This window comes from Rhizobium sp. 'Codium 1' (genome assembly GCF_020889605.1).
Classification (GTDB): Bacteria; Pseudomonadota; Alphaproteobacteria; order Rhizobiales; family Rhizobiaceae; genus Allorhizobium; species Allorhizobium algae.
Map to the genome: position 1 here is coordinate 153,205 of NZ_JAJGPW010000002.1, position 19,381 is coordinate 172,585.

Consider the following 19,381-nt stretch of genomic DNA (forward strand, 5'->3'; position numbering starts at 1 on the left):
GAGGAGCCACCCGTGACCGACACCATCCGGCTTGCCGAACTAATCGAGGCGCTGAGCCATGCGCTCGACATGACCGAGGGACAGCCCCCCGGCCATTGCGTCCGCTGCTGCTTCATCGGCACGCGCATCGGCCGTGCGCTTGGTCTCAGCGAAGAGGCACTGAGCGACCTCTATTACACGCTCCTGCTCAAGGATCTCGGCTGTTCGTCCAATGCCGCTCGTATCTGCGAACTCTATCTGGCCGATGACCTGAAGTTCAAACACGACTTCAAGCTGGTCGACGGCTCCTTCCCGCAGATCCTGAAATTCGTGCTGTCCCACACCGGCATGGAAACTGGTCTGGCCGAACGCTTCCGCGGCATCCTCAACATCGTCAAGAATGGCGGGGAACTCTCCACCAGCCTCATCCAGACCCGCTGCCAGCGCGGCGCCGAAATCGCCCGCCAGATGCGTTTTTCCGAAGAGGTCTGCCGCGGCATTCTCGATCTCGACGAACATGTCGATGGCGGCGGCCAGCCGCTTGGCCGCAAGGGCGCGGAAATCCACCTCTTCGCCCGCATCGCCCTGATGGCCCAGGTGATCGACGTCTTCTTTGCCCATGAAGGCGCGGAAGCCACCTTGAAGGAAGTGCGCAAGCGCGCCGGCGGCTGGTTCGATCCCGATCTCGTCGCCATTTTCGAGACGCTTGCCACACCCGTCTTTTTCGCCGAACTCGGCTCGGCCAACCTCGAAGCCTATGTGCTCGCCATGGAGCCCGGCCGTCAGGCCGTTCTGGCGGACGAAGATTATCTCGACGATATCGCCGCCGGCTTCGCCCGCGTCACCGATGCCAAAAGCCCCTATACGTCAGGCCATAGCGACCGCGTCGCCCTCTTCTCCGACCTGATCGCCGAGGAACTCGGCATACCGCTTGCCGGGCGCCGCCGTCTCAAGCGCGCCGCTCTGCTGCATGACATCGGCAAGCTCGGCGTCTCCAACAGCGTGCTCGACAAGCCCGGTCGCCTCGAAGGCGAGGAATGGGAGCAGATGAAACGCCATGCCGAATTCTCCGAAACCATCCTCTCGCGGATCGCAGCCTTTGCCGATATCGCCCTGATCGGCGGCGCCCATCACGAAAAACTCGATGGCACCGGCTACCCGCGCGGCCTGAAGGGCGACGAGATATCCTTCGAAACCCGTATCGTCGCAACCGCCGACGTCTTCGATGCGCTGACCGCCGATCGTCCCTACCGGGCTGCCATGCCGGTCGAAAAAGCGCTCGCCATTCTCTGGGAAGGGGCCGGCCGCCACCACGACGAAAGCTGCATCGCAGCGCTGGAGAGGGCACTCGCGCGGGCGGATCTGAAGGCGGCGTAGGACGTCCTACCGTGCAATCCGCGTCGACAGGATGATCGACGACAGCGTCCGCTCTACCCCCGACAAGTCCCCGATCCGGTCAATGATCCGGTCCAGTTCGGAGATCGACGGCGCAGCCACGACCGCGATCAGATCGTAGGGTCCGTTTACCGAATAGAGCGCCGAAACCTCGCGGATCGCGTTGAGTTCGCCCGTGACCGCCGCCAGTGCCTTGGGCGCAATCGTGATCATCACATGGGCCCGGATCAGTCCGCTCTGATAGGCGTCCGACAACCGCACCTGATATCCGGCGATCACCCCCTGCCCCTCCAGCCGCTCCAGTCTCGCCTGCACCGTGGTGCGCGAGAGATCGAGCCGCCGCGCGAGCTCGGCCACCGGCGTGCGCGCATTTTCCGAAAGCAGAGAGAGCAGCTCCCGGTCCTTGTCGCTCAACTGCATTTTGCACATTCCATTCGTCGATCTGATCAGACACATACCCCATTTCGCTCATATCGTCACTTGGAATCGACACGCCATGGGGGCAAGCTGGTTCGACCAAAACAAAAGCCCGTCCTGAACGGGTCATGCTGCATGCGAGGGGCAAAGCCATGAAAAACGTTACCATCATCGGGGCCGGCAAGATCGGCGGCGCAATTGCCCGCATGCTGGCCGAGACCGGCGACTACCAGGTTACGGTCGCCGACCGCAGCGCAGAACAGCTGTCCAAGCTCGACGCCCATGCGGCGGTGAAGACGCTTGAACTCGACATTTCCGACGCAGCCGCCCTGGATAATGCGCTTGCCGGCCAGTTTGCCGTGCTCTCCGCCGCCCCCTTCCACCTCACGGGCGCGATCGCCGAAAGCGCCGCCCGCACCGCGACGCACTATCTCGATCTGACCGAAGATGTCGCGACGACGCGAAAGGTCGAGGAACTGGCCCGTGGCGCCCGGTCAGCCTTCATTCCGCAATGCGGCCTCGCGCCCGGCTTCATCTCGATCGTCGCCCAGGATCTGACGAAGCATTTCGACACGCTGGATACGGTCCGCATGCGCGTTGGCGCACTTCCGCAATATCCCTCGAACGCGCTGAACTACAATCTGACCTGGTCGACCGACGGCTTGATCAACGAATACATCGAGCCCTGCGAGGCGATTGTCGAAGGCAAGCTCACCGTCGTCCCCGCCATGGAAGAGCGCGAGGAATTCTCGCTCGACGGCGTCACCTATGAGGCCTTCAACACCTCGGGCGGCCTCGGCACGCTGGCCAAGACACTGGACGGGCGGGTGCGCACGATGAACTACCGCACCATCCGCTATCCGGGCCACCAGGCGATCATCAAGGCATTGCTCAACGACTTCAACCTGAAGAACCGCCGCGATGTGCTCAAAGACCTGTTCGAGAACGCCCTGCCCGCCACCATGCAGGATGTCGTGGTGATCTTCGTGACCGTCTGCGGCTGGAAGGATGGCCGATATCTGCAGGAAACCTACGCCAACAAGGTCTATGCCGGCGTCGTCGCGGGCAAGAAGATGAGCGCCATCCAGATCACCACTGCAGCCGGGATCTGCACGGTTCTCGACCTGCTCGCCGACGGAACGCTGCCGCAGGCCGGTTTCGTCCGCCAGGAGGAGATCGACCTTCCCGCCTTCCTTGCCAACCGCTTCGGCCGGGTTTATGACCCCGAGGTCGTCAAGGTCGCCCGGGCGGGCTGACCAGAGCGGGTTGAATGCCCGACAGAGAGTTCTCCGGGGGGAGGCAGGACCGAACGGTCCTCGATGAAACGGCCGGCCAGCAACGGCTGGCCGTTTCCTTTTTTGCCGAAGCCAACGCAACCGTGATGGGAGCGGCTGTCCGATCAACGCCGATGGCGAAGGCCGGGGACGGCGTAAATCGGCTGCGATGTCTTCCAGGGCTGGCTCTTCGGGCGGGCCATGCCACTCGACGAGTTCGAGACCGCCCTGTCCGCACCTCCCAGGCTGCCGGCCACCGTGCCTCTTAGGCCTGCCCGGACCGCCAAGGGCTGACCAGCAGCCCACGCCTTCAGCCGAGCCGGCCAAGCAGTTTCAGCATCCAGGTCGCAAGCCGCCCATAGGGCGGATAGAGCAAGCTCACGCCCGAAAGCACCGACTGTCTCAAGACAGGCTTTTCCTTGCTGAGCGCCAGGAACCCCGCCTCGCCGTGATAGGCGCCGTAGCCGGAGGCCCCGACGCCGCCGAAGGGCAGATCGTCCTGGGCAAGATGCAGGATCGTGTCGTTGATCGTCACGCCGCCGGCGATCGTGCCCGAAAGCACCCTTGCCTCGGCCGCCTTGTCGCTCCCGAACCAGTAGAGGGCCAGCGGCCGATCACGCAGGTTGATATAGGCGATCGCCTCGTCCAGCGTGTCATAGGGAACAACCGGGAGGATCGGCCCGAAGATCTCCTCGGCCATGACGCCGGTATCGTCAGGTGCGCCCACCACCGCAACCGGCGAAAACACGCGCCGTTCGGGATCATGCGGCCCGGCAAGCTCCACGACTTCGGCGTCCCTCTCGCGCGCCTCTTCGACCAGCCGCACGAGGCGATCGAAATGGCGCGGACTGATGATCGTGGTGTAGTCGGCATTGCCAGGCAGTCCCGGATATTGCTCTGCCACCTCCGCCTTGACCGCGGCGAGGAAATCCGGAACCCGGCCGCGCGGTACCAGCGCATAATCGGGCGCCACGCAGGTCTGGCCGGAATTGAGCAGTTTGCCCCAGACGAGCCGCGGCACGGCTTTGTCGAGATCGACGGACGGATCGAGGATGACGGGCGACTTGCCGCCGAGCTCGAGGGTGACAGGCGTCAGGTTCCTCGCTGCCGCTTCCGCAACCTTGCGGCCAACAGCGGTCGAGCCGGTGAAAATCAGGTGGTCGAAGGGTGCAGCGGTAAAGGCTGTCGCGACCTCAGGCCCGCCGGTCACCACGGCGACCTCGTCCTCGGCAAAGGTTTCGGCGACGGCCTTGGCCAGCACCTCGGAAAAGGCGGGGGTCAGTTCCGACGGCTTCAGCAGCGCCCGGTTGCCGGCCGCGAGCGCCCCGACCAGCGGCGAAAGCATTAGGTTGAGCGGATAATTCCAGGGCGCGACGATCCCGACCACGCCGAGTGGCTGGCGCAGGATTTGCGCCGAGGCCGGCTTGCCCGTCCAGGCCAGCGAGACGCGTCGCGGCCGCATCCAGCGCTTCAGCTCGCGCCGCGCATGTCGGATCGCGGCGCGCACCGGCACGATATCGGTCAATGTCGTGACCACCGCCGGCCGATTGCCGAAATCCTCCGAGATCGCCGCGGCAAAACGCGCCTCCCAGGCCACCACCATCCGGTCGAGCCGGTCGAGCCGGCCGTCCCTGACGGCATGGCTGGGTGTGACGTCGGTCGACCAGGCGGCCTTCTGAGCGGCGAGCAGGACGGAAATGCGCGCGGCGGGATCCGCAATGCCGACCGCCGTCTCGTCCGTCCTTGCTGCAACCTGTCCGTCCATGACCGTTTCCTCTCGTTTTTCTTCTGATCCAATGTGGGCAATGTAGGCTCAATTGTTCAAGGGCGAACAAATGATTTTGATGTGTTGGGCGACGATTAGCCCTGTTCCCGGCATTCTGCTGAAATGCCCCGGCCGTCCGTGAGCATCCGGCACCCCGGCAGATCAGGGCCATGCGTGCGAGTTTGTGCCGCTCCTGCCTCGGCATCGGGGACAACCTGCGCCCAAGCGCATCCGCCGGTCGGGATTTCTCCCTCCGGGGGTGGGCATTCAAATCTCGGACGAGGCGCCAGAAGCAACCTGTCTAAGTAAGTAATGTGGCTCCTTCCGGCGCCCCGTTCGGCGTCTATTCCCACTGCATGCGTCTCTCTGGCAAGGCGGCGACGGTCCTTGGAACGTGCGTTCCAGGGATGACCGGGCGCGGGTCCGGCTGCGGCATCACCATGAGGTGACGCGTCAGCCTGGCCGGTGGCCCGGGAGGTTCCCGCCGGATGGTGCACCAATCCGACCGGGACCCTCGCCCGGGGGATGATCGTCTGGCCATTCGCGGCCCGGCGCTCATCCCCGCCCGCTGTCTGCGTGTTCGCGACAGCGCTGGCGCCTTGTCTGTGCGCCTCTGAGGCACGTCCTTCCGATCAGGGTATCCAGGTTTTGGGGCGCATCCGACCCCGTCGCCCTCTTTCAGCCCTTCGTCCGGAGGGAGACCGTTACAGCGGGCCGGGGCTTCAGGTTTGCGACAACCCTCCATTCCGGCGCCGGCCCCGCCTCGCCTGACATCGCATCGTCAGGTGTATCCGAAGGCGGGACGGGAACCAGGATAGAGGGCTGGAAAAGGTGGGGGATGAAAAAACATGTGCGACATTGATTCCGTTGGAAAATGTCTTGAATTCATCCCCCTCGCTCTGGTGAAATTGAGGGGTTTGCAGCGGTTAGCGTCGGATCATTCTGCCGACGGCGATCAGCATGCAGGCGCCGATAAAGCCGATGACCAGATAGGCGATTGCCCCGCCAAAGGCCAGGTTGAACACAGCGGCCAGGATGAAATTCAGGGCGATGGCGCCGACGATGCCCAGCAGGATGTTCATCACGAGCCCCATATCGCTGCGCATGAACCGCTCTGCGAGCCAGCCTGCGAGGCCACCGATCAAGATCGCGCCGAGTATACCTACGCCGTTCAGATCCATAGTCTTTTCTCCATCATTATTCGAATGATGGAACAATGGATTCTGTCAACAAATGTTCCATGCCAGACGGCCCTCTTTTAGGCGCTTGGGAGAAGCGGGAGGCCGCAGCTGGTCCCGAGTTCTCGGCTCTTGCCCTCACTCAACCCTCTCCCCGCCTGCGGGCAGAAGGTGCCCCGAAGGGGTGGATGAGGGGCAATGGCGGCTAACGCGACGTCACCTGTTGGCGGGCTTGTGTTTGGATCCTCGGGTCAAGCCCGAGGATGACGGAGTTCGGGGAGGAACATTGTATCCTCCACAGACGTCGCAACATGCCGGAGCAAGAGAGGAGAATACCAACCCCTCGCCACAGTCGTCATCCTCGGGCTTGACCCGAGGATCCAGCCACAAGCCGTTCAGGAGCAACTGTTAAGGGCCAAACCTCAGATTTGGCGGTGAGCGGCTCGGTGAGGCTGGTTCCCACGGAACCTTGCCCCTCTCCTGGAAAATTGGAAGTTTAGGCGGCTTGCGCTCGCCTAAGCCTTCGATTTTCCAACCTCCCTCGCATGGGGGAGGCAGGACCGCCTCTATTCCGTCTCCTCGATCGGTAAGGCCGAAAACTTCAGCCCCATGGCCTTCATTAGTTTGAGGACGGTGGCGAATTCCGGATTGCCGTTTTCGCCGAGCGCTTTGTACAGGCTCTCACGTCCAAGCCCCGCCTCTTCGGCGATGGCGGTCATGCCGAGCGAACGCGCGACGGTGTTGAGTGCTCTCCGGATTTCGGCGGCATCGCCCTCCTCCAGCGCTGCGGCCATGTAATCTGCGCGCGCTTCCGGTGTGCCGAGATAGTCGGCAGCGTCGAAGCGGGGCATCTCCCTAATGGAGGTCATTCGGCCAATCCTTCAACTCCTGCGCCATCCTCTTCGCAATTTCGATGTCGCGCGCCTGGCTGCTCTTGTCTCCGCCACACAGAAGGATCACCACTACTGACCCGCGCTGCACATAGTATATGCGGTAGCCAGGGCCATAGTCGATTAGCAACTCCTGAACTCCGGCTCCGACACCCTTATGGTCGCCGAAATTGCCATCCGCAATCCGTTCGATCCTAAGTAGAATTTTAGAGACGGCCCTTCTGTCTTTAAGTGAACGCATCCAACGATTGAACATCGGATGTCTACGGATATCCATAATTTGTATCCCATGGAATACGAAATTTCAATCGGCAGATCCAAGCAAGAACGCGGTACTCAGATTTTGTTCACCGACGAATGTCAGCCATCAACGCCGGCGAACTTCAATTGGCCCCCTGTTTGGAACCCCCAGTCGAACGCCGAAAAATCCACTATCGTGTTGATTTGTTTTCCACCCGCCATTGATCAATGCATCACAGACCAATGGATTAAATCCATTTGAACGCATGAACGAGGAAACTCTTTGGGCTTGAGCGCGTGGCAAATAGCCCACTGTAGAGCCAGCGATGGTGATCCTAACGGCGTTGGCGTCGTGCGGATTTGTAGGTTCCAACTCTAGACTGGCTTCGACTATCTTATCGTGGCCGTGGCGGCTGAAGCCTCCGCAGGTCTTCTGCAAGGCGTCCTGGTAATTGCTCTCTCCCACCACCTCCATCGGGAAGGAACCATCCTTCCAGATGACGCGATTCTTGAGGTCGAGCTTCTTCGGTGAACCGAAAAGAAACGAAAGCAGTCCCATGGCGCGCTCCCTGCTCAGAAAGGCAGTAAACACAACCAAAACTAGAAAGTCCAGATTCCTGCTCAAACAGCATCTGGTCACGTTCCGGACAGCACGGATCAAAAAACCCGCCGGCCTTTCGACCGACGGGTCCATAATCCACTGAACCAGATGCGCAGCCTCAGCTGCGCGGCTTCAGATTCTCCGGATCATAAAGCGGCTTGTAGCCCACCGCCGCGACCTCGACCGGGAAGCTCTCGGCGAAATACTCGACATTGAGCTTCCGACCCACTTCGCAGTATTCCGCCGGCAGATAGGCGAGCGCGATGTTCCGGCCGATGGTCGGGCCATAGGCGACTGACGTCGTGTAGGAGCGGCGGCCGAGGCTGTCGATCAGGACCTCGCCTGTTGCGGGGTCGACGACCGGCATGGAGCCAACGGGGTAACGGGCAACGCCTTTGCTGTCGACATTGTCGGTCATCACGAGCGTGCAGAGCATGGCCGGCTGCTGCGCGCGGGCCTTGTATTCGAGATGCTTGGCCTTGCCGCGGAAGTCGGCTTCCTTGACCTTCGGGCGGGCGAGATCCGCCTCGATCAGGTTGTACTGGGTCAGGAGATCACCGTTCTGCAGGCGCAGGCTCTTTTCCATGCGGCGCGAGTTCGCATAGGTCTCGACACCGAAGGCCATGACGCCGGTGGCACGCAGCGCATCCCAGACGGCAAGCCCGTCTTCGTATTTCATGTGCAGTTCCCAGCCCTGCTCACCGACATAGGAAATGCGGAAGGCGGTGACCGGCTTGCCCGCGATTTCGATCGGCTTGATCGCGGCGAAGGGGAAGTTCTCGATGTCGAGGCCGGCGGGGTCGGCGACGACCTTCTTCAGGTTTTCGCGGGCGTTCGGGCCCCAGATGCCGATGGTGATGAACTTTTCCGAGACGTCGGTGATCGTGACGTCGAGGCCGCGATCTTGCGCCACGCGCTTCATGTAGTGGAAGTCACGCGGGCCGGCATCGGCGCCGTTGACCAGGCGGCAGCGGTCGGCCAGCCGGAAGACGGTGAAGTCGGCGCGCACCATGCCCTCGTCGTCGAGGAAGTGGGTGTAGATGCCCTTGCCGATGTTTGCGTCGCCGCCAATCTTGGCAGCGCAGAGCCATTCAAGCAGCTCGACATGGTCAGGACCTTCGATGTCGACCATGTGGAAATGGGAAAGGTTGACGATGCCGCAATCCTCGCTCATCGCCAGATGTTCGGCATTCGAAACACGCCAGAAATGTCTGTTATCCCATTCGTTTTCACGAACCGGAACGCGATCGCCGTATTTCTCCAGCAGGTGCTCGTTGGCGGCGTAGCCATGCGCACGCTCCCAGCCGCCGAGTTCCATGAAGTGACCGCCGAGCTCGACTTCGCGCTCATACATCGGCGAGCGCTTGGCGCCGCGACCGGAAGCATAGGGTTCGCGGGTGTGCACGGCCGGGAAATAGATCTTCTGGGCGGCCTCGTAGCAACGGCCGGCGATGAAGTCTTCCGTCAGCTGGTGCGGGTAGAAGCGCGCGTAGTCAATCGAGTTGTGGTCGATTTCGGTGCGACCGTCGGTCATCCAGTCGGCGATCAGCTTGCCATAGCCGGGACCGTCCTTGACCCAGATGGCGACGCAATACCAGAGGCCGCGCACCTTCTGGCTTTCGCCACAGGACGGGCCGCCGGCAGCGGACACTTGGAGAAGGCCGTTGAAGCTATGGCTTTCGTTATAGCCGAGCTCGCCGAGGATCGGGGTGAGTTCCATGGCCTTTTCGAGCGGCTCGATGATCTGCTCCATGTCGAGATCGCGCTGCGAGGGCGACAGCCGCGCCTCGTGCTTTTCGAGCAGTTCGCGCGGATGGCACATGCGGGGATGGGTGGTCTCATAGTAGCCCCACTCGATCTGGCCGCCTTCTGACGTTTTCGGGTCGCCGGTGTCGCGCATATAGGCCGAATTGCCCTGGTCGCGCAGCAGCGGATAGCCGATATCCTTGCCGGTGCCTTCGAATTCATTGTACGGGCCGAAGAAGGTGAGCGGGTGGTCGACCGGCATGACAGGCAGGTCTTCGCCCACCATTTCGGCGATCAGGCGGCCCCAGAGGCCGGCGCAGACCACGACGTGATCGGCCATGATGGTGCCGCGATGGGTGACGACGCCCTTGATGCGGCCACCCTCGACGATCAGCGACTGGGCCGGCGTATTGCCGAACATGGTGAGCTTGCCGGACTTTTCAGCGGCATCGACGAGCTTGCCGGCCACGGTCTGGGAGCGCGGAATGACAAGGCCGGCATCGGGATCAAACATGCCGCCCATGACCTGATCTTCCTCGATCAGCGGGAAGAGCGCCTTGATTTCGGCGGGCGACACATAATGCGCGCGGGTGCCGAAGGCCCGCGCAGACGAGAGCTTGCGCTTGATCTCTTCCATCCAGGTGTCGTCGCCCGATCGGGCGACTTCGAGACCGCCGATGCGGGCGTAGTGGCCCATCTTCTCGAAGAAATCGATGGAATACTGCGTGGTCCAGACCGAGAGATAATCGTGGGACGTGGTGTAGCAGAAGTCCGAGGCATGGGCGGTGGAGCCGATGTCGGTCGGAATGCCCGACTTGTCGATGCCGACGATATCGTCCCAGCCGCGCTCGATGAGATGATGGGCGATCGACGCGCCGACGATGCCGCCTAGACCGATGATGACGACTTTCGCCTTGGTCGGAAACTCTGCCATAGCCTTGTGAACCCTGATGTCTGGGAGTGGATGATGTGGCGTCGATCTTAAAAGCCCCGCCGGGGCATTTGCAGCCTGTCTGCGACATTCTGCAAGAGACCCACGACCACTTGTCCACGCCCTCATCCGCCGGATCGCGGCGAGAGACCGGGTAGCAGTGTCGCATCGAGAACGAGAAAGGGCGGCGGCGATGGCCGACGCCCTTCATGCGGTGCCCTTCATGCGGTGACCGACCGGTCAGGGTCTGATGCGGATCACGCCATTGTCCTCACCATCCCAATACTGGATCGTGTCGGCATGCACCTTGATCAGCACAAGGCCGGGTGTCTCGATACCTTCAGGGAACCAGCGATCGAGATCCGAGGTCCAGTGGGCCTCGAAGACGGCCTTGTCCGCAATGAGGCTGGCGCGGCCCTCGACGGCGACGAAGATGCCGGGCTTGCCGAGCAGGCTCGGCGGCGCGGTCAGGGTCAGCGACACGGTCGGGTCTGCCGTCAGTTCACGGATCTTGCGGGTGTCGGTATAGGAGAAGAAGAAGCTGTCGCCGTCATAGTCGACATCGCCATTGTTGCTCATCGGCCGGCTGGCGATGGCGCCGAATTCGGTTTTGGTGAGCATCATGCAGAAATCGATCTTCTGCATCTTCTTGGCGAGTTCGGGAAGGGACAATGTCATGGCTCAGTCTCCGGCTGGGGTGTCCCAGACAAGCGCCGGCTGTCACATTTGTTCCGGAAAGCCGGGTTGAGGCGCCGATGCAGCAAGCGGCCCCGATAGGCCGATAAGCCGGTGGATCGCCTTCTTGCCGCCTATCTTCAGCCTCAGTTGGATCAATCTTTGCCGCTAGGCGTTGTTCCACGCTGCCCGAGAAGCCGAAAACGGCCACCCTCCCCGCGGGCAGCCGAACATGGAAGGAGAATTGCCATGAAGACACTGCTCACCCTGAGCCTCGCCGCCCTGCCCGTCCTGACGACGGCCGGCATCACCGCAGCGGCCGACATGACCGGTGCCGCCCCGGCGCCCATCGCCATCGAAAGTGACCGCGTCGGCGGTGTGCGCATCGGCTATCTGGATTGCCAGATCGGCGGTGGCCTTGGCTACGTGCTGGGCTCTGCCAAGACGGCAGACTGCGCCTTCACCTCGGTCATCGACGGCGAACCGCTCGACACCTACACAGGTTCGATCAAGAAGCTCGGCGTCGACCTTGGCTTCACCACCCGTAGCCGCGTCGTCTGGGCCGTCTTTGCCCCGACCGCCGGTTACCACAAGGGCTCGCTCGGCGGCCTCTATGGCGGTGCGACTGCGGAAGCGACCATCGGTGCCGGAATCGGCGCCAATGTCCTCTTCGGCGGCACGGCAGGCTCGATCCACCTGCAGCCGGTCAGCGTGTCCGGCCAGATCGGCCTGAACATCGCCGCCACCGGCACCTCGATGACGCTGCAGCCCGCAATCTGATCGGCATCAGCATTCGGATATGAAAAAGGCGCCTCGCAAGGGGCGCCTTTTTTGCATGCGCCGACGGAGGAAGAACAGACGGCGGGCTGCCAATTCGGGCTCAGTCGCGGAACAGCAGGACGGCGCTACACTTGGCCGTCATTTGCTTGCCGCCACACCCATGCCGGCAAGCGAGGAGGCAATTGCCCGTTGTCCGGGCAAATGGGTCACGACCAGCCGCCGGTTAAGATTTCCTTTGGGATTCACCATTAGAAATCAGGGGGAGAAATGTTGGGGAGAGCAGCTAAGCGCTTCAGTGCGTCGACCTTTGAGCCCGCAGGACGGGACAGCGACCTCCGACCCGATCAACGTACCACACGTACCAAACATCCATCACCACCCGAAACGGCAAAGACCCGCTCTTTGCCGGGTCTGTCCCCCTGCGAAACGGAAAGCGACTTCCATGAAACTGCGCATGCTCATTCCCATCGGCATCATGTCCCTTTCCACGATCGCTGCCGGCGCACTCGGACTTTCCGACTATCTGACGGAGAGGCAGTTGCAGGCAGGCATGGAAATTTTCAGCTCCGAGAGAAGCCTGAGCGGCCGGGTCCTGCAATTGGTGAGGCTGCAGAAGGGCATCGAACTCGACATTGTCAGCACCCAGGAATCGCTGACCGACGTCTCGGCAACGCAGGGCAAGGACGGCCTCGATGACGGGTTCCAGCTGGCCGAAGCTTCGGCGACGGCGCTGCGCGAAAAGGTCCAGCAGTTGAAATTGCTGGCGACCGAACTCGGCGAACCGGCAATGGCAAACCAGATCGGCAAGGTAGAAACCGGATATCTGGCGTTTTACGACGCGGGTCGGCGCATGGCGGAAAAATATGTCGCCGGTGGCCCCGAAGCCGGCAACCAGATGATGGGCGAATTTGACGGCATCGCCGACGTTCTTCAGTCCGAGGTCGATGCGACGGATGTGCTGGTGGACGGCATCGTTGAGACCGCAGCGAAAAATGCCGAAGTCAATTTCCAGACGATGGAATCGCAAGCCTATACCCTGAGCATGGTCATGAAAGCCCTGATGGCCCTGGGCCTGCTCAGCGGTGCCGTTCTGTCCTATTATCTCAATCGCAAGGCGCTGGCCCCGCTGCGCGCGATCGAGGGATATATGGGCCATCTGGCCGGGGGCGACTATTCCCAGGACGTCCCCTACGTGACACGAACCGACGAAATCGGAGCCATAGCGAACTCGGTCTCGGTCTTCAGGGCCAATGCCATCGAGCGCAAGCAGAACCGCGAGCAGCGGGAAGCCGCGCGCGAGCAGGAGATCGCACGCGAGCAGGCGATTGCCGCAGAAAAGATGGCTGAAGACCAGAACCGGCAGATGGTCATCGGCCGCCTCAACGAGGGCCTGACCGAACTTGCTGCGGGCAACCTGGCTTTCAGAATCGCCGAACCCTTCACCGACGCCTATGAAAATCTCCGCGTCGGTTTCAACACCAGCCTCGAGACCCTGGCCGGCTCCCTGGGCGAAATCGCGTCCTCGACCTCCGTGGTCCGCAATGGCGCGGCGGAGATGACGAATGCGACAGAAAACCTGTCGAAGCGAACCGAACAGCAGGCCGCAACGATCGAGCAGACCGCCGCTGCGCTGGACGAGGTCACGGCGACGGTCAAGAACGCGACAGAACGCGCGAACGAAGCCAATTCCATGATGGCAGCCACACGCAGTGGAGCCGAAAGATCTGCTATCGTCGTCAAGGACGCGATTGCCGCAATGGACGAAATTGCCAATTCGTCGAACCAGATCGGCCAGATCATCAATGTCATCGACGAGATCGCCTTCCAGACCAATCTGCTGGCGCTGAACGCAGGCGTCGAGGCCGCCCGCGCCGGTGACGCCGGCAAGGGCTTCGCCGTGGTTGCCCAGGAAGTGCGCGAACTGGCACAGCGATCGGCATCTGCCGCGAAGGAGATCAAGACGCTCGTGACGACCTCGTCATCGCATGTCGCGAATGGTGTGTCCCTCGTCAACCAGACCGGCACGGCCTTGATCGAGATCGAGGGACAGGTTCTCAAGGTCACGGATCTGATCGGCGAAATCGTCACTGCGTCGAAAGAACAGTCGATCGCCATTTCCGAGATCAACAGTTCGGTCAACCAGATGGACCGCGTGACCCAGGAAAATGCGGCAATGGCAGAGCAGACGACGGCCGCCTGTCGCGCCCTGAGCGACGAAGCCCAATCGCTGGACGGCGTCGTTGTACGGTTCAAACTCGGACATGGCTCTGATGCCAACCAGTACAGACAGGCAAGCGCGCCGCGTCCCCTCGTCCCTGCACCGGCGAGCGGCAACCACAAGACGTCCAGGGCATACAGCCCCTCCCCCGTGCAGCGCCTTGGCAACAGAATTGCCACGGCATTTTCCGGCAGGGGCAATGCTGCAATCGACACTTCGAAAGACTGGCAGGAGTTCTGAGCCGAAGACCTCTTGCAGCCGATCAGACCTTGCCGGGGCAATACTCCGGCAAGGTCACGTCCCGCAGAAGGTCCGTGTCACCCGCTCATCCGGCGTCGGCGGCAGCCGGAGATCGGCCGTATCGGGATCTTCGGCGTAGGGTGTCGCCAGCGCATCGACCAGTTGGTGAAAGAAGGAGTAGTCGCCGTAAATGGCCGCGGCAATCGCCTCCTCGATCCGGTGGTTGCGGGCAATGAGTGCCGGATTGATAGCCTCCATCGCCGCCTGCCGCTCGGCGTCCGAACGGCCATCATCGAGACGGGCGCGCCAGCGCGTGAGCCAGCCGGACAGACCCGGCGGTGACGCCGTGAAGAGATCAGCCAGCGTCTCGTCCCCGGCGCCGCCAGCGACCTTGGAGAGGGTGCGGAAGGCCAGCGTGAAATCCGCCTCGCCCTGATGCAGGAGTTCGAGGAAATCGGTCACCAGGCCTCTGTCGTCAGCGCCCTCGCCCGTCACGCCGAGCTTGGCCTTGAAGAGATCGAGCCACGCCTCCTGGAAGACATCGCCGAAGGCCTTCAGCACACCGTTCGCCGCTTCGATCGCCACGTCTTCGTCCGCATCGAGCAGCGGCAGCAGGCATTCGGCAAACCGGGCGATGTTCCACTGGCCGATACCGGGCTGGTTGGCATAGGCATAACGGCCGCGCTGGTCGATCGAGGAAAAGACTTTGCGCGGATCATATTCGTCGAGAAAGGCGCAAGGGCCGAAATCGATGGTTTCGCCCGAGATCGCCATGTTGTCGGTGTTCATCACGCCGTGGATGAAGCCGATCGACAGCCATCGCGCAATGAGTCTGGCCTGCTGTTCCGCGACCATGGTGAGCATGGCGAGATAGGGATTTTCGGCTTTGCGGGCCTCCGGATAGTGCCGGTCGATGACATGTTCGGCCAGCGTTTGCACGGCCTGCTCGTCGCCTTGGGCGGCAAAGAACTGGAAGGTGCCGACGCGGACATGGCTGGCAGCGACCCGGGTCAGCACGGCGCCCGGCATGATCGTCTCGCGCATGACCTGTTCGCCGGTCGCAACAGCCGCAAGCGCGCGCGTCGCGGGAACCCCGAGCGCGGCAAAGGCTTCCGAGACGATGTATTCGCGCAAGACTGGCCCAAGCGCCGCCATGCCGTCACCATTGCGCGAAAAGGCGGTGGGGCCGGAGCCCTTCAGCTGGATGTCGCGGCGCTGGCCCCGGCGATCGATGACTTCCCCGAGCAAAAGCGCGCGCCCGTCGCCGAGCTGCGGATTGAAATGTCCGAACTGATGCCCGGCATAGGCCTGCGCCAATGGCTCGGCGCCGACAGGGATGACCTGCCCACCGAGCAATTGTGCAAGCCGCGCCTCGTCGGCCCCTTCCAGATCGAGCCCGAGCTCCTCGGCCAGCGCCTGATTGAAACGGATCAGTTTCGGTGCACGGGCGGCGGCGGGTCTGGCCGGCCGGTGGAAGGTCTGCGGCAGGCGGGCATAGCTGTTGTCGAAGGAAAACAAGTAGACACTCCCTGTGCGGCATGACGCCGGACATGTGTTTCGATCTGTCACTCCAATATGGGGAGGCGCTGCGCAGGGGACAAGTTTGTCTCCAGCCAAGCCTTGGGAGTGTCAGCGCGGTAGCGCCTCTTCGCCATGGCGATGATCCGCCCGGCGCGCGCGGATGGCGGCGGCAACGAAATTGCGCGACAGGCCGTGGTAGAGCGGCTCCGGTGACAACAGGCGCGAGGTGACGTAACCGATCATCGACACCGCCATGATCGGCAGGACGGCGTGGTTGTTGCCCGTCATTTCCAGGATGATCACGAAGGCGGTCATCGGCGCCTGCACGACACCGGCAAAGTAGCCGGCCATGCCGAGCACCGCACCGAGTGCGACACTCGTTCCCATGATTTGCCCGATCGTGCTGCCGAAGCCGGCGCCGATCGACAATGACGGGGCGAAAATCCCGCCGGGAATGCCGGAGATCATGGAGAGGAAGCTGGCTGCAAACTTCTCGATGAAGAAGATCAGCGACGTCGGTTCCCCGGCCAGTGCGCCGCGCGCCTGCTCATAGCTGGTGCCGAAGGTGGTGCCACCCGAGATCACCCCGATCAGCGCCACCCCGAGCCCGCAGGCACCGGCAAACAGCACCATGCGTTTGACAGGCGCCGGCTGCGCCCAGCGGCGGATCCGCAAGCCCAGATGGAGCGCCAGCCCGCTGAAGACGGCGCCCAGCGCACCGCCGCCAATGCCGCAGATCGGCACGAGCGCCCAGTCACGCACCGAGACGGGCACGGCCGAGGTCGAGCCGAAATAATGATAGCTGCCGGCAAGGCCGAGCGCTGCAAGGCCTGACAGGATGACAGCCGTCAGCACGACGCCGTTGGCCCGGTTCTCATAGGCACGGCTCATCTCCTCGATGGCAAAGACGATGCCGGCAAGCGGCGTGTTGAAGGCTGCAGCGATCCCGGCGGCGGATCCAGCAAGGATCAGCCCCCGCGCCTGGGCCATGCCCCCGAAACGGGCAGCCGCCAGCATGAAGGAAGCGCCGACCTGCACGGTCGGCCCCTCGCGCCCGATCGAAGCCCCGGTGAAGAGGCCAAGCGTCGTCAGAGCGATCTTGCCGACGGCAATCTTGAGAGACAGGAGACGCGTACGGTCCTCGTCCTCGTTCAGATGCCGGGCGGCGATCGCCTGCGGAATGCCGCTGCCCTGGGAGTTGGGGAAATAGGTGATGGCAAGCCAGGAGCACGCGATGAAGCCGAGCGGAGTGACCAGAAGCGGCAGCAGGAAATTCCACTCGCCTGCCACGGTCATATGCTGGAAGGTTTCCTGAGCAAAATCCGCGATCCAGGCAAAGCCCACGCTGGTGACGCCGATGGCGATAGCACCTGTCCAGAACACCAGACGCGGCCGCCAGAGTCCGAGCGACCCGCGAAACACCCTCGACCGCCGGACGAGCTTCGACTTGCTGTAGGATTTCTGCATCTTCTCCACCGGTGCCAATCCGATCGAGGCCGCTTATCGACCCCCTGACCGCGAGACGCAAGCGCAGACCGCATTTTGCAGGAAAGGAAAGAACACGGCGCGTGCCACCTGTGGCGATTCGGCCCGGGTCATTGGTCCGGGTCACTTGCGGCGCAGCGGGGCTGCAGGCTAGGATCGGCGCAATCGAACCCCTCGAGGAAGTCCATGCGAATTCAAAGCGCTCTTGCCGCAGTCCTGATCCTGGGCGCGAGCGTCGTTTCAGGGTGCACGACGACCGGAGACGCCAACCGAGCGCTGCAGTCCCGCTGGATCGGCGAGCCCGTCGAGCGCTTCTTTGCAGCCTATGGCCCGCCGATCGATGAGTACCCGCTCTCGTCGGGCAAGATCTACATCTGGCGCGGCGGCGACAAGACGCGATACATCCCACCCGTCTACACCCGATACGAACCTGCCCGCACCATCGTGCGCACCGAAACCCGCCAGGACGGCTCGGGCCAGACCGTCACCCAGACCCGCGTGATTACCCGCGACCCCTTCTGGGAGCCGGAACTGATCACGCCCGGACGCTACGAACAGCTGTTCTGCGAATTGCAGATCAACACGGACAAGGGCGGGGTGATTTCCACGATCCGCGCCAGCAACGACACCACCGGCAACGGCTTGAGCCTGTCCCGCTGCGCGGAAGTTCTCGGTGTGGAGAAACAATGAGCGAAGAAAAGTGACGGGCGCCACTCTCCTGTGCCCTGTCCTTTCCGCGTCATGGCCTGCCGCTGACACCATCACCCATTCAGGGCATTCGGCATAGGCTGATCCCAAGCTTTCCCGTGGACATCCGCGGACGGGTTACGTTAGGCTGAGCAATGGTTTAAGGGGACGATTGGCGGGACCGAATTCCGGCCGCCTTGAGTTGACCAAATAGAGGGACGAATAAGACATGTTGAAGCGCCTTTCATTCACCGCTGCCCTGATGACGATGGCAGCAAGCCCAGCCTTTGCCCATCTTGATCCGGCAGCCCACGGCTCGCTGATGGCCGGCATTTCGCATCCGATCTTCGGCGCCGATCACATCCTGGCCATGGTCGCCGTGGGTATCTGGGCAAGCCAGATCGGCGGTCGCGCGTTCTGGGCCGTGCCAGCAGCCTTCGTCTCGATGATGGCCGTCGGCTTTGGCCTATCTGTCGCCGGCGTATCCCTGCCCTTCGTCGAGCCGGCAATCCTCGCCTCCGTGATCGGTCTCGGTCTGCTGGTGGCTGCCGCCGTCCGTCTGCCGGTCGCAGCCTCTGCTGCCGTTGTCGGCATGTTCGCCCTCTTCCATGGCCATGCCCATGGTGGCGAGCTCGGCTCCGCGGGTGCGCTGTCCTTCGGCCTCGGCTTCCTCGTCGCAACCGCCGCCCTGCACGGTGCTGGCGTGGCCCTCGGCCTCGGCGTCACCCGGCTTGGCCCGACGGTTGCCCGCGTACTTGGCCTTGCCACCGTCGTCGGCGGCGCCGCAATCGCCTTCGGCTGATCCAGCCTCCATTCGATCTTGCAAACGGCGGCTCTCGGGCCGCCGTTTTTCTGTGCGCATCGTCTCGGGGATCCGGTCTCAGCCGCGGCCGCGATAGGTCGCCACACCCTGCTCCGGCAGCCACACACCCTTGGGCGCCTCGCCCGTCTGCCAGAAGACGTCGATCGGGATCCCGCCGCGCGGATACCAGTAGGCGCCGATGCGAAGCCACTTCGGATTAAGCAATTCGACGATGCGCTTGGCGATATAGACCGAGCAGTCCTCGTGGAAGGCGCCGTGATTGCGGAAGGCAAAGAGGAAGAGTTTCAGCGACTTCGATTCCACCAGCCAGTCACCGGGAATGTAGTCGATGACGATATGGGCGAAATCCGGCTGGCCGGTCATCGGACAGAGCGAGGTGAATTCAGGCGCCGTAAAGCGCACGACATAATCGGTGCCGGCATTGCCATTCGGCACCCGCTCCAGAACGGCGGTTTCGGGGCTGGTGGGGGCATCTATGGACTGGCCGAGCTGAGTCAGCCCGGACGTATCGGTCTTGCTCATGAATTTTGTCCTTT

The 19,381-nt window shown here is 62.7% G+C and carries 17 protein-coding genes; 6 read left to right on the forward strand and 11 right to left on the reverse strand.

The window, feature by feature from the left end; genetic code table 11:
* The first annotated feature begins 12 nt into the window (after positions 1-12).
* Positions 13-1,356 (forward strand): HD-GYP domain-containing protein, encoded by a 1,344-nt coding sequence (locus tag LJE98_RS05985; protein ID WP_324255815.1) that lies wholly within the window; start codon positions 13-15, stop codon positions 1,354-1,356.
* A gap of 6 nt (positions 1,357-1,362) precedes the next feature.
* Here LJE98_RS05985 and LJE98_RS05990 read toward each other — a convergent pair whose 3' ends face one another.
* On the reverse strand, positions 1,363-1,794 hold the full coding sequence (locus LJE98_RS05990) for an Lrp/AsnC family transcriptional regulator (RefSeq protein WP_229574176.1): 432 nt from the start codon (positions 1,792-1,794) through the stop codon (positions 1,363-1,365).
* A gap of 149 nt (positions 1,795-1,943) precedes the next feature.
* Here LJE98_RS05990 and LJE98_RS05995 point away from each other — a divergent pair, with 149 nt between their 5' ends.
* Positions 1,944-3,047 (forward strand): saccharopine dehydrogenase family protein, encoded by a 1,104-nt coding sequence (locus tag LJE98_RS05995; RefSeq protein WP_229574178.1) that lies wholly within the window; start codon positions 1,944-1,946, stop codon positions 3,045-3,047.
* Between the two features lie 328 nt (positions 3,048-3,375).
* On the opposite strand, the gene LJE98_RS06000 is transcribed toward LJE98_RS05995, so the two are convergent.
* The 7 genes from LJE98_RS06000 to LJE98_RS06030 form a co-directional block, all read right to left on the reverse strand.
* On the reverse strand, positions 3,376-4,830 hold the full coding sequence (locus LJE98_RS06000) for a coniferyl aldehyde dehydrogenase (protein ID WP_229574180.1): 1,455 nt from the start codon (positions 4,828-4,830) through the stop codon (positions 3,376-3,378).
* Positions 4,831-5,756: 926 nt separating this feature from the next.
* The gene (locus LJE98_RS06005) at positions 5,757-6,011 is read right to left on the reverse strand and encodes a GlsB/YeaQ/YmgE family stress response membrane protein (protein ID WP_229574181.1); all 255 of its coding nucleotides are present in this window, start codon (positions 6,009-6,011) and stop codon (positions 5,757-5,759) included.
* Positions 6,012-6,574: 563 nt separating this feature from the next.
* Positions 6,575-6,877 carry an addiction module antidote protein gene (locus LJE98_RS06010; protein WP_229574183.1) on the reverse strand — a complete coding sequence of 101 codons (303 nt, stop codon included), beginning with the start codon at positions 6,875-6,877 and terminating at the stop codon, positions 6,575-6,577.
* On the reverse strand, positions 6,864-7,175 hold the full coding sequence (locus LJE98_RS06015; protein ID WP_229574185.1) for a type II toxin-antitoxin system RelE/ParE family toxin: 312 nt from the start codon (positions 7,173-7,175) through the stop codon (positions 6,864-6,866). The genes LJE98_RS06010 and LJE98_RS06015 overlap by 14 nt, the downstream gene beginning before the upstream one ends.
* Before the next feature lie 90 nt (positions 7,176-7,265).
* Positions 7,266-7,697, reverse strand: coding sequence for an HIRAN domain-containing protein (locus LJE98_RS06020; protein ID WP_229574187.1), 432 nt, complete (start codon positions 7,695-7,697; stop codon positions 7,266-7,268).
* A gap of 160 nt (positions 7,698-7,857) precedes the next feature.
* On the reverse strand, positions 7,858-10,419 hold the full coding sequence (locus LJE98_RS06025; protein ID WP_229574189.1) for a GcvT family protein: 2,562 nt from the start codon (positions 10,417-10,419) through the stop codon (positions 7,858-7,860).
* Positions 10,420-10,656: 237 nt separating this feature from the next.
* Positions 10,657-11,094, reverse strand: coding sequence for a pyridoxamine 5'-phosphate oxidase family protein (locus LJE98_RS06030; protein ID WP_229574190.1), 438 nt, complete (start codon positions 11,092-11,094; stop codon positions 10,657-10,659).
* 246 nt (positions 11,095-11,340) lie between these two features.
* Between LJE98_RS06030 and LJE98_RS06035 the strand changes: the two genes are divergently transcribed.
* Both LJE98_RS06035 and LJE98_RS06040 read left to right on the forward strand, forming a co-directional pair.
* The gene (locus tag LJE98_RS06035; protein ID WP_229574192.1) at positions 11,341-11,871 is read left to right on the forward strand and encodes a DUF992 domain-containing protein; all 531 of its coding nucleotides are present in this window, start codon (positions 11,341-11,343) and stop codon (positions 11,869-11,871) included.
* Between the two features lie 442 nt (positions 11,872-12,313).
* Positions 12,314-14,329 carry a HAMP domain-containing methyl-accepting chemotaxis protein gene (locus LJE98_RS06040; RefSeq protein ID WP_229574194.1) on the forward strand — a complete coding sequence of 672 codons (2,016 nt, stop codon included), beginning with the start codon at positions 12,314-12,316 and terminating at the stop codon, positions 14,327-14,329.
* A 54-nt stretch (positions 14,330-14,383) separates the two neighbouring features.
* Here LJE98_RS06040 and LJE98_RS06045 read toward each other — a convergent pair whose 3' ends face one another.
* Positions 14,384-15,847: a protein adenylyltransferase SelO gene (locus tag LJE98_RS06045; protein WP_229574195.1), complete on the reverse strand. Its 1,464-nt coding sequence runs from the start codon at positions 15,845-15,847 to the stop codon at positions 14,384-14,386.
* Positions 15,848-15,958: 111 nt separating this feature from the next.
* Positions 15,959-17,317: a chloride channel protein gene (locus LJE98_RS06050; protein WP_229574197.1), complete on the reverse strand. Its 1,359-nt coding sequence runs from the start codon at positions 17,315-17,317 to the stop codon at positions 15,959-15,961.
* Between the two features lie 204 nt (positions 17,318-17,521).
* Between LJE98_RS06050 and LJE98_RS06055 the strand changes: the two genes are divergently transcribed.
* Positions 17,522-18,025 carry a hypothetical protein gene (locus tag LJE98_RS06055; RefSeq protein WP_229574199.1) on the forward strand — a complete coding sequence of 168 codons (504 nt, stop codon included), beginning with the start codon at positions 17,522-17,524 and terminating at the stop codon, positions 18,023-18,025.
* Positions 18,026-18,251: 226 nt separating this feature from the next.
* Entirely contained in the window at positions 18,252-18,824 is a 573-nt protein-coding gene (locus tag LJE98_RS06060; RefSeq protein WP_229574201.1) for a HupE/UreJ family protein, read from the forward strand.
* Positions 18,825-18,902: 78 nt separating this feature from the next.
* On the opposite strand, the gene queF is transcribed toward LJE98_RS06060, so the two are convergent.
* A complete protein-coding gene (queF, locus tag LJE98_RS06065; protein ID WP_229574203.1) occupies positions 18,903-19,367 on the reverse strand; it encodes a preQ(1) synthase in 465 nt (154 codons plus the stop codon).
* Between the last annotated feature and the right edge of the window lie 14 nt (positions 19,368-19,381).

Bases quoted from the DNA above. Each gene is read 5' to 3' on its own strand.
- LJE98_RS05990 (WP_229574176.1), bottom strand. From the start codon at position 1,794: ATGCAGTTGAGCGACAAGGACCGGGAGCTGCTCTCTCTGCTTTCGGAA.
- LJE98_RS05995 (WP_229574178.1), top strand. From the start codon at position 1,944: ATGAAAAACGTTACCATCATCGGGGCCGGCAAGATCGGCGGCGCAATT.
- LJE98_RS06000 (WP_229574180.1), bottom strand. From the start codon at position 4,830: ATGGACGGACAGGTTGCAGCAAGGACGGACGAGACGGCGGTCGGCATT.
- LJE98_RS06005 (WP_229574181.1), bottom strand. From the start codon at position 6,011: ATGGATCTGAACGGCGTAGGTATACTCGGCGCGATCTTGATCGGTGGC.
- LJE98_RS06010 (WP_229574183.1), bottom strand. From the start codon at position 6,877: ATGACCTCCATTAGGGAGATGCCCCGCTTCGACGCTGCCGACTATCTC.
- LJE98_RS06015 (WP_229574185.1), bottom strand. From the start codon at position 7,175: ATGGATATCCGTAGACATCCGATGTTCAATCGTTGGATGCGTTCACTT.
- LJE98_RS06020 (WP_229574187.1), bottom strand. From the start codon at position 7,697: ATGGGACTGCTTTCGTTTCTTTTCGGTTCACCGAAGAAGCTCGACCTC.
- LJE98_RS06025 (WP_229574189.1), bottom strand. From the start codon at position 10,419: ATGGCAGAGTTTCCGACCAAGGCGAAAGTCGTCATCATCGGTCTAGGC.
- LJE98_RS06030 (WP_229574190.1), bottom strand. From the start codon at position 11,094: ATGACATTGTCCCTTCCCGAACTCGCCAAGAAGATGCAGAAGATCGAT.
- LJE98_RS06035 (WP_229574192.1), top strand. From the start codon at position 11,341: ATGAAGACACTGCTCACCCTGAGCCTCGCCGCCCTGCCCGTCCTGACG.
- LJE98_RS06040 (WP_229574194.1), top strand. From the start codon at position 12,314: ATGAAACTGCGCATGCTCATTCCCATCGGCATCATGTCCCTTTCCACG.
- LJE98_RS06050 (WP_229574197.1), bottom strand. From the start codon at position 17,317: ATGCAGAAATCCTACAGCAAGTCGAAGCTCGTCCGGCGGTCGAGGGTG.
- LJE98_RS06055 (WP_229574199.1), top strand. From the start codon at position 17,522: ATGCGAATTCAAAGCGCTCTTGCCGCAGTCCTGATCCTGGGCGCGAGC.
- LJE98_RS06060 (WP_229574201.1), top strand. From the start codon at position 18,252: ATGTTGAAGCGCCTTTCATTCACCGCTGCCCTGATGACGATGGCAGCA.
- queF (WP_229574203.1), bottom strand. From the start codon at position 19,367: ATGAGCAAGACCGATACGTCCGGGCTGACTCAGCTCGGCCAGTCCATA.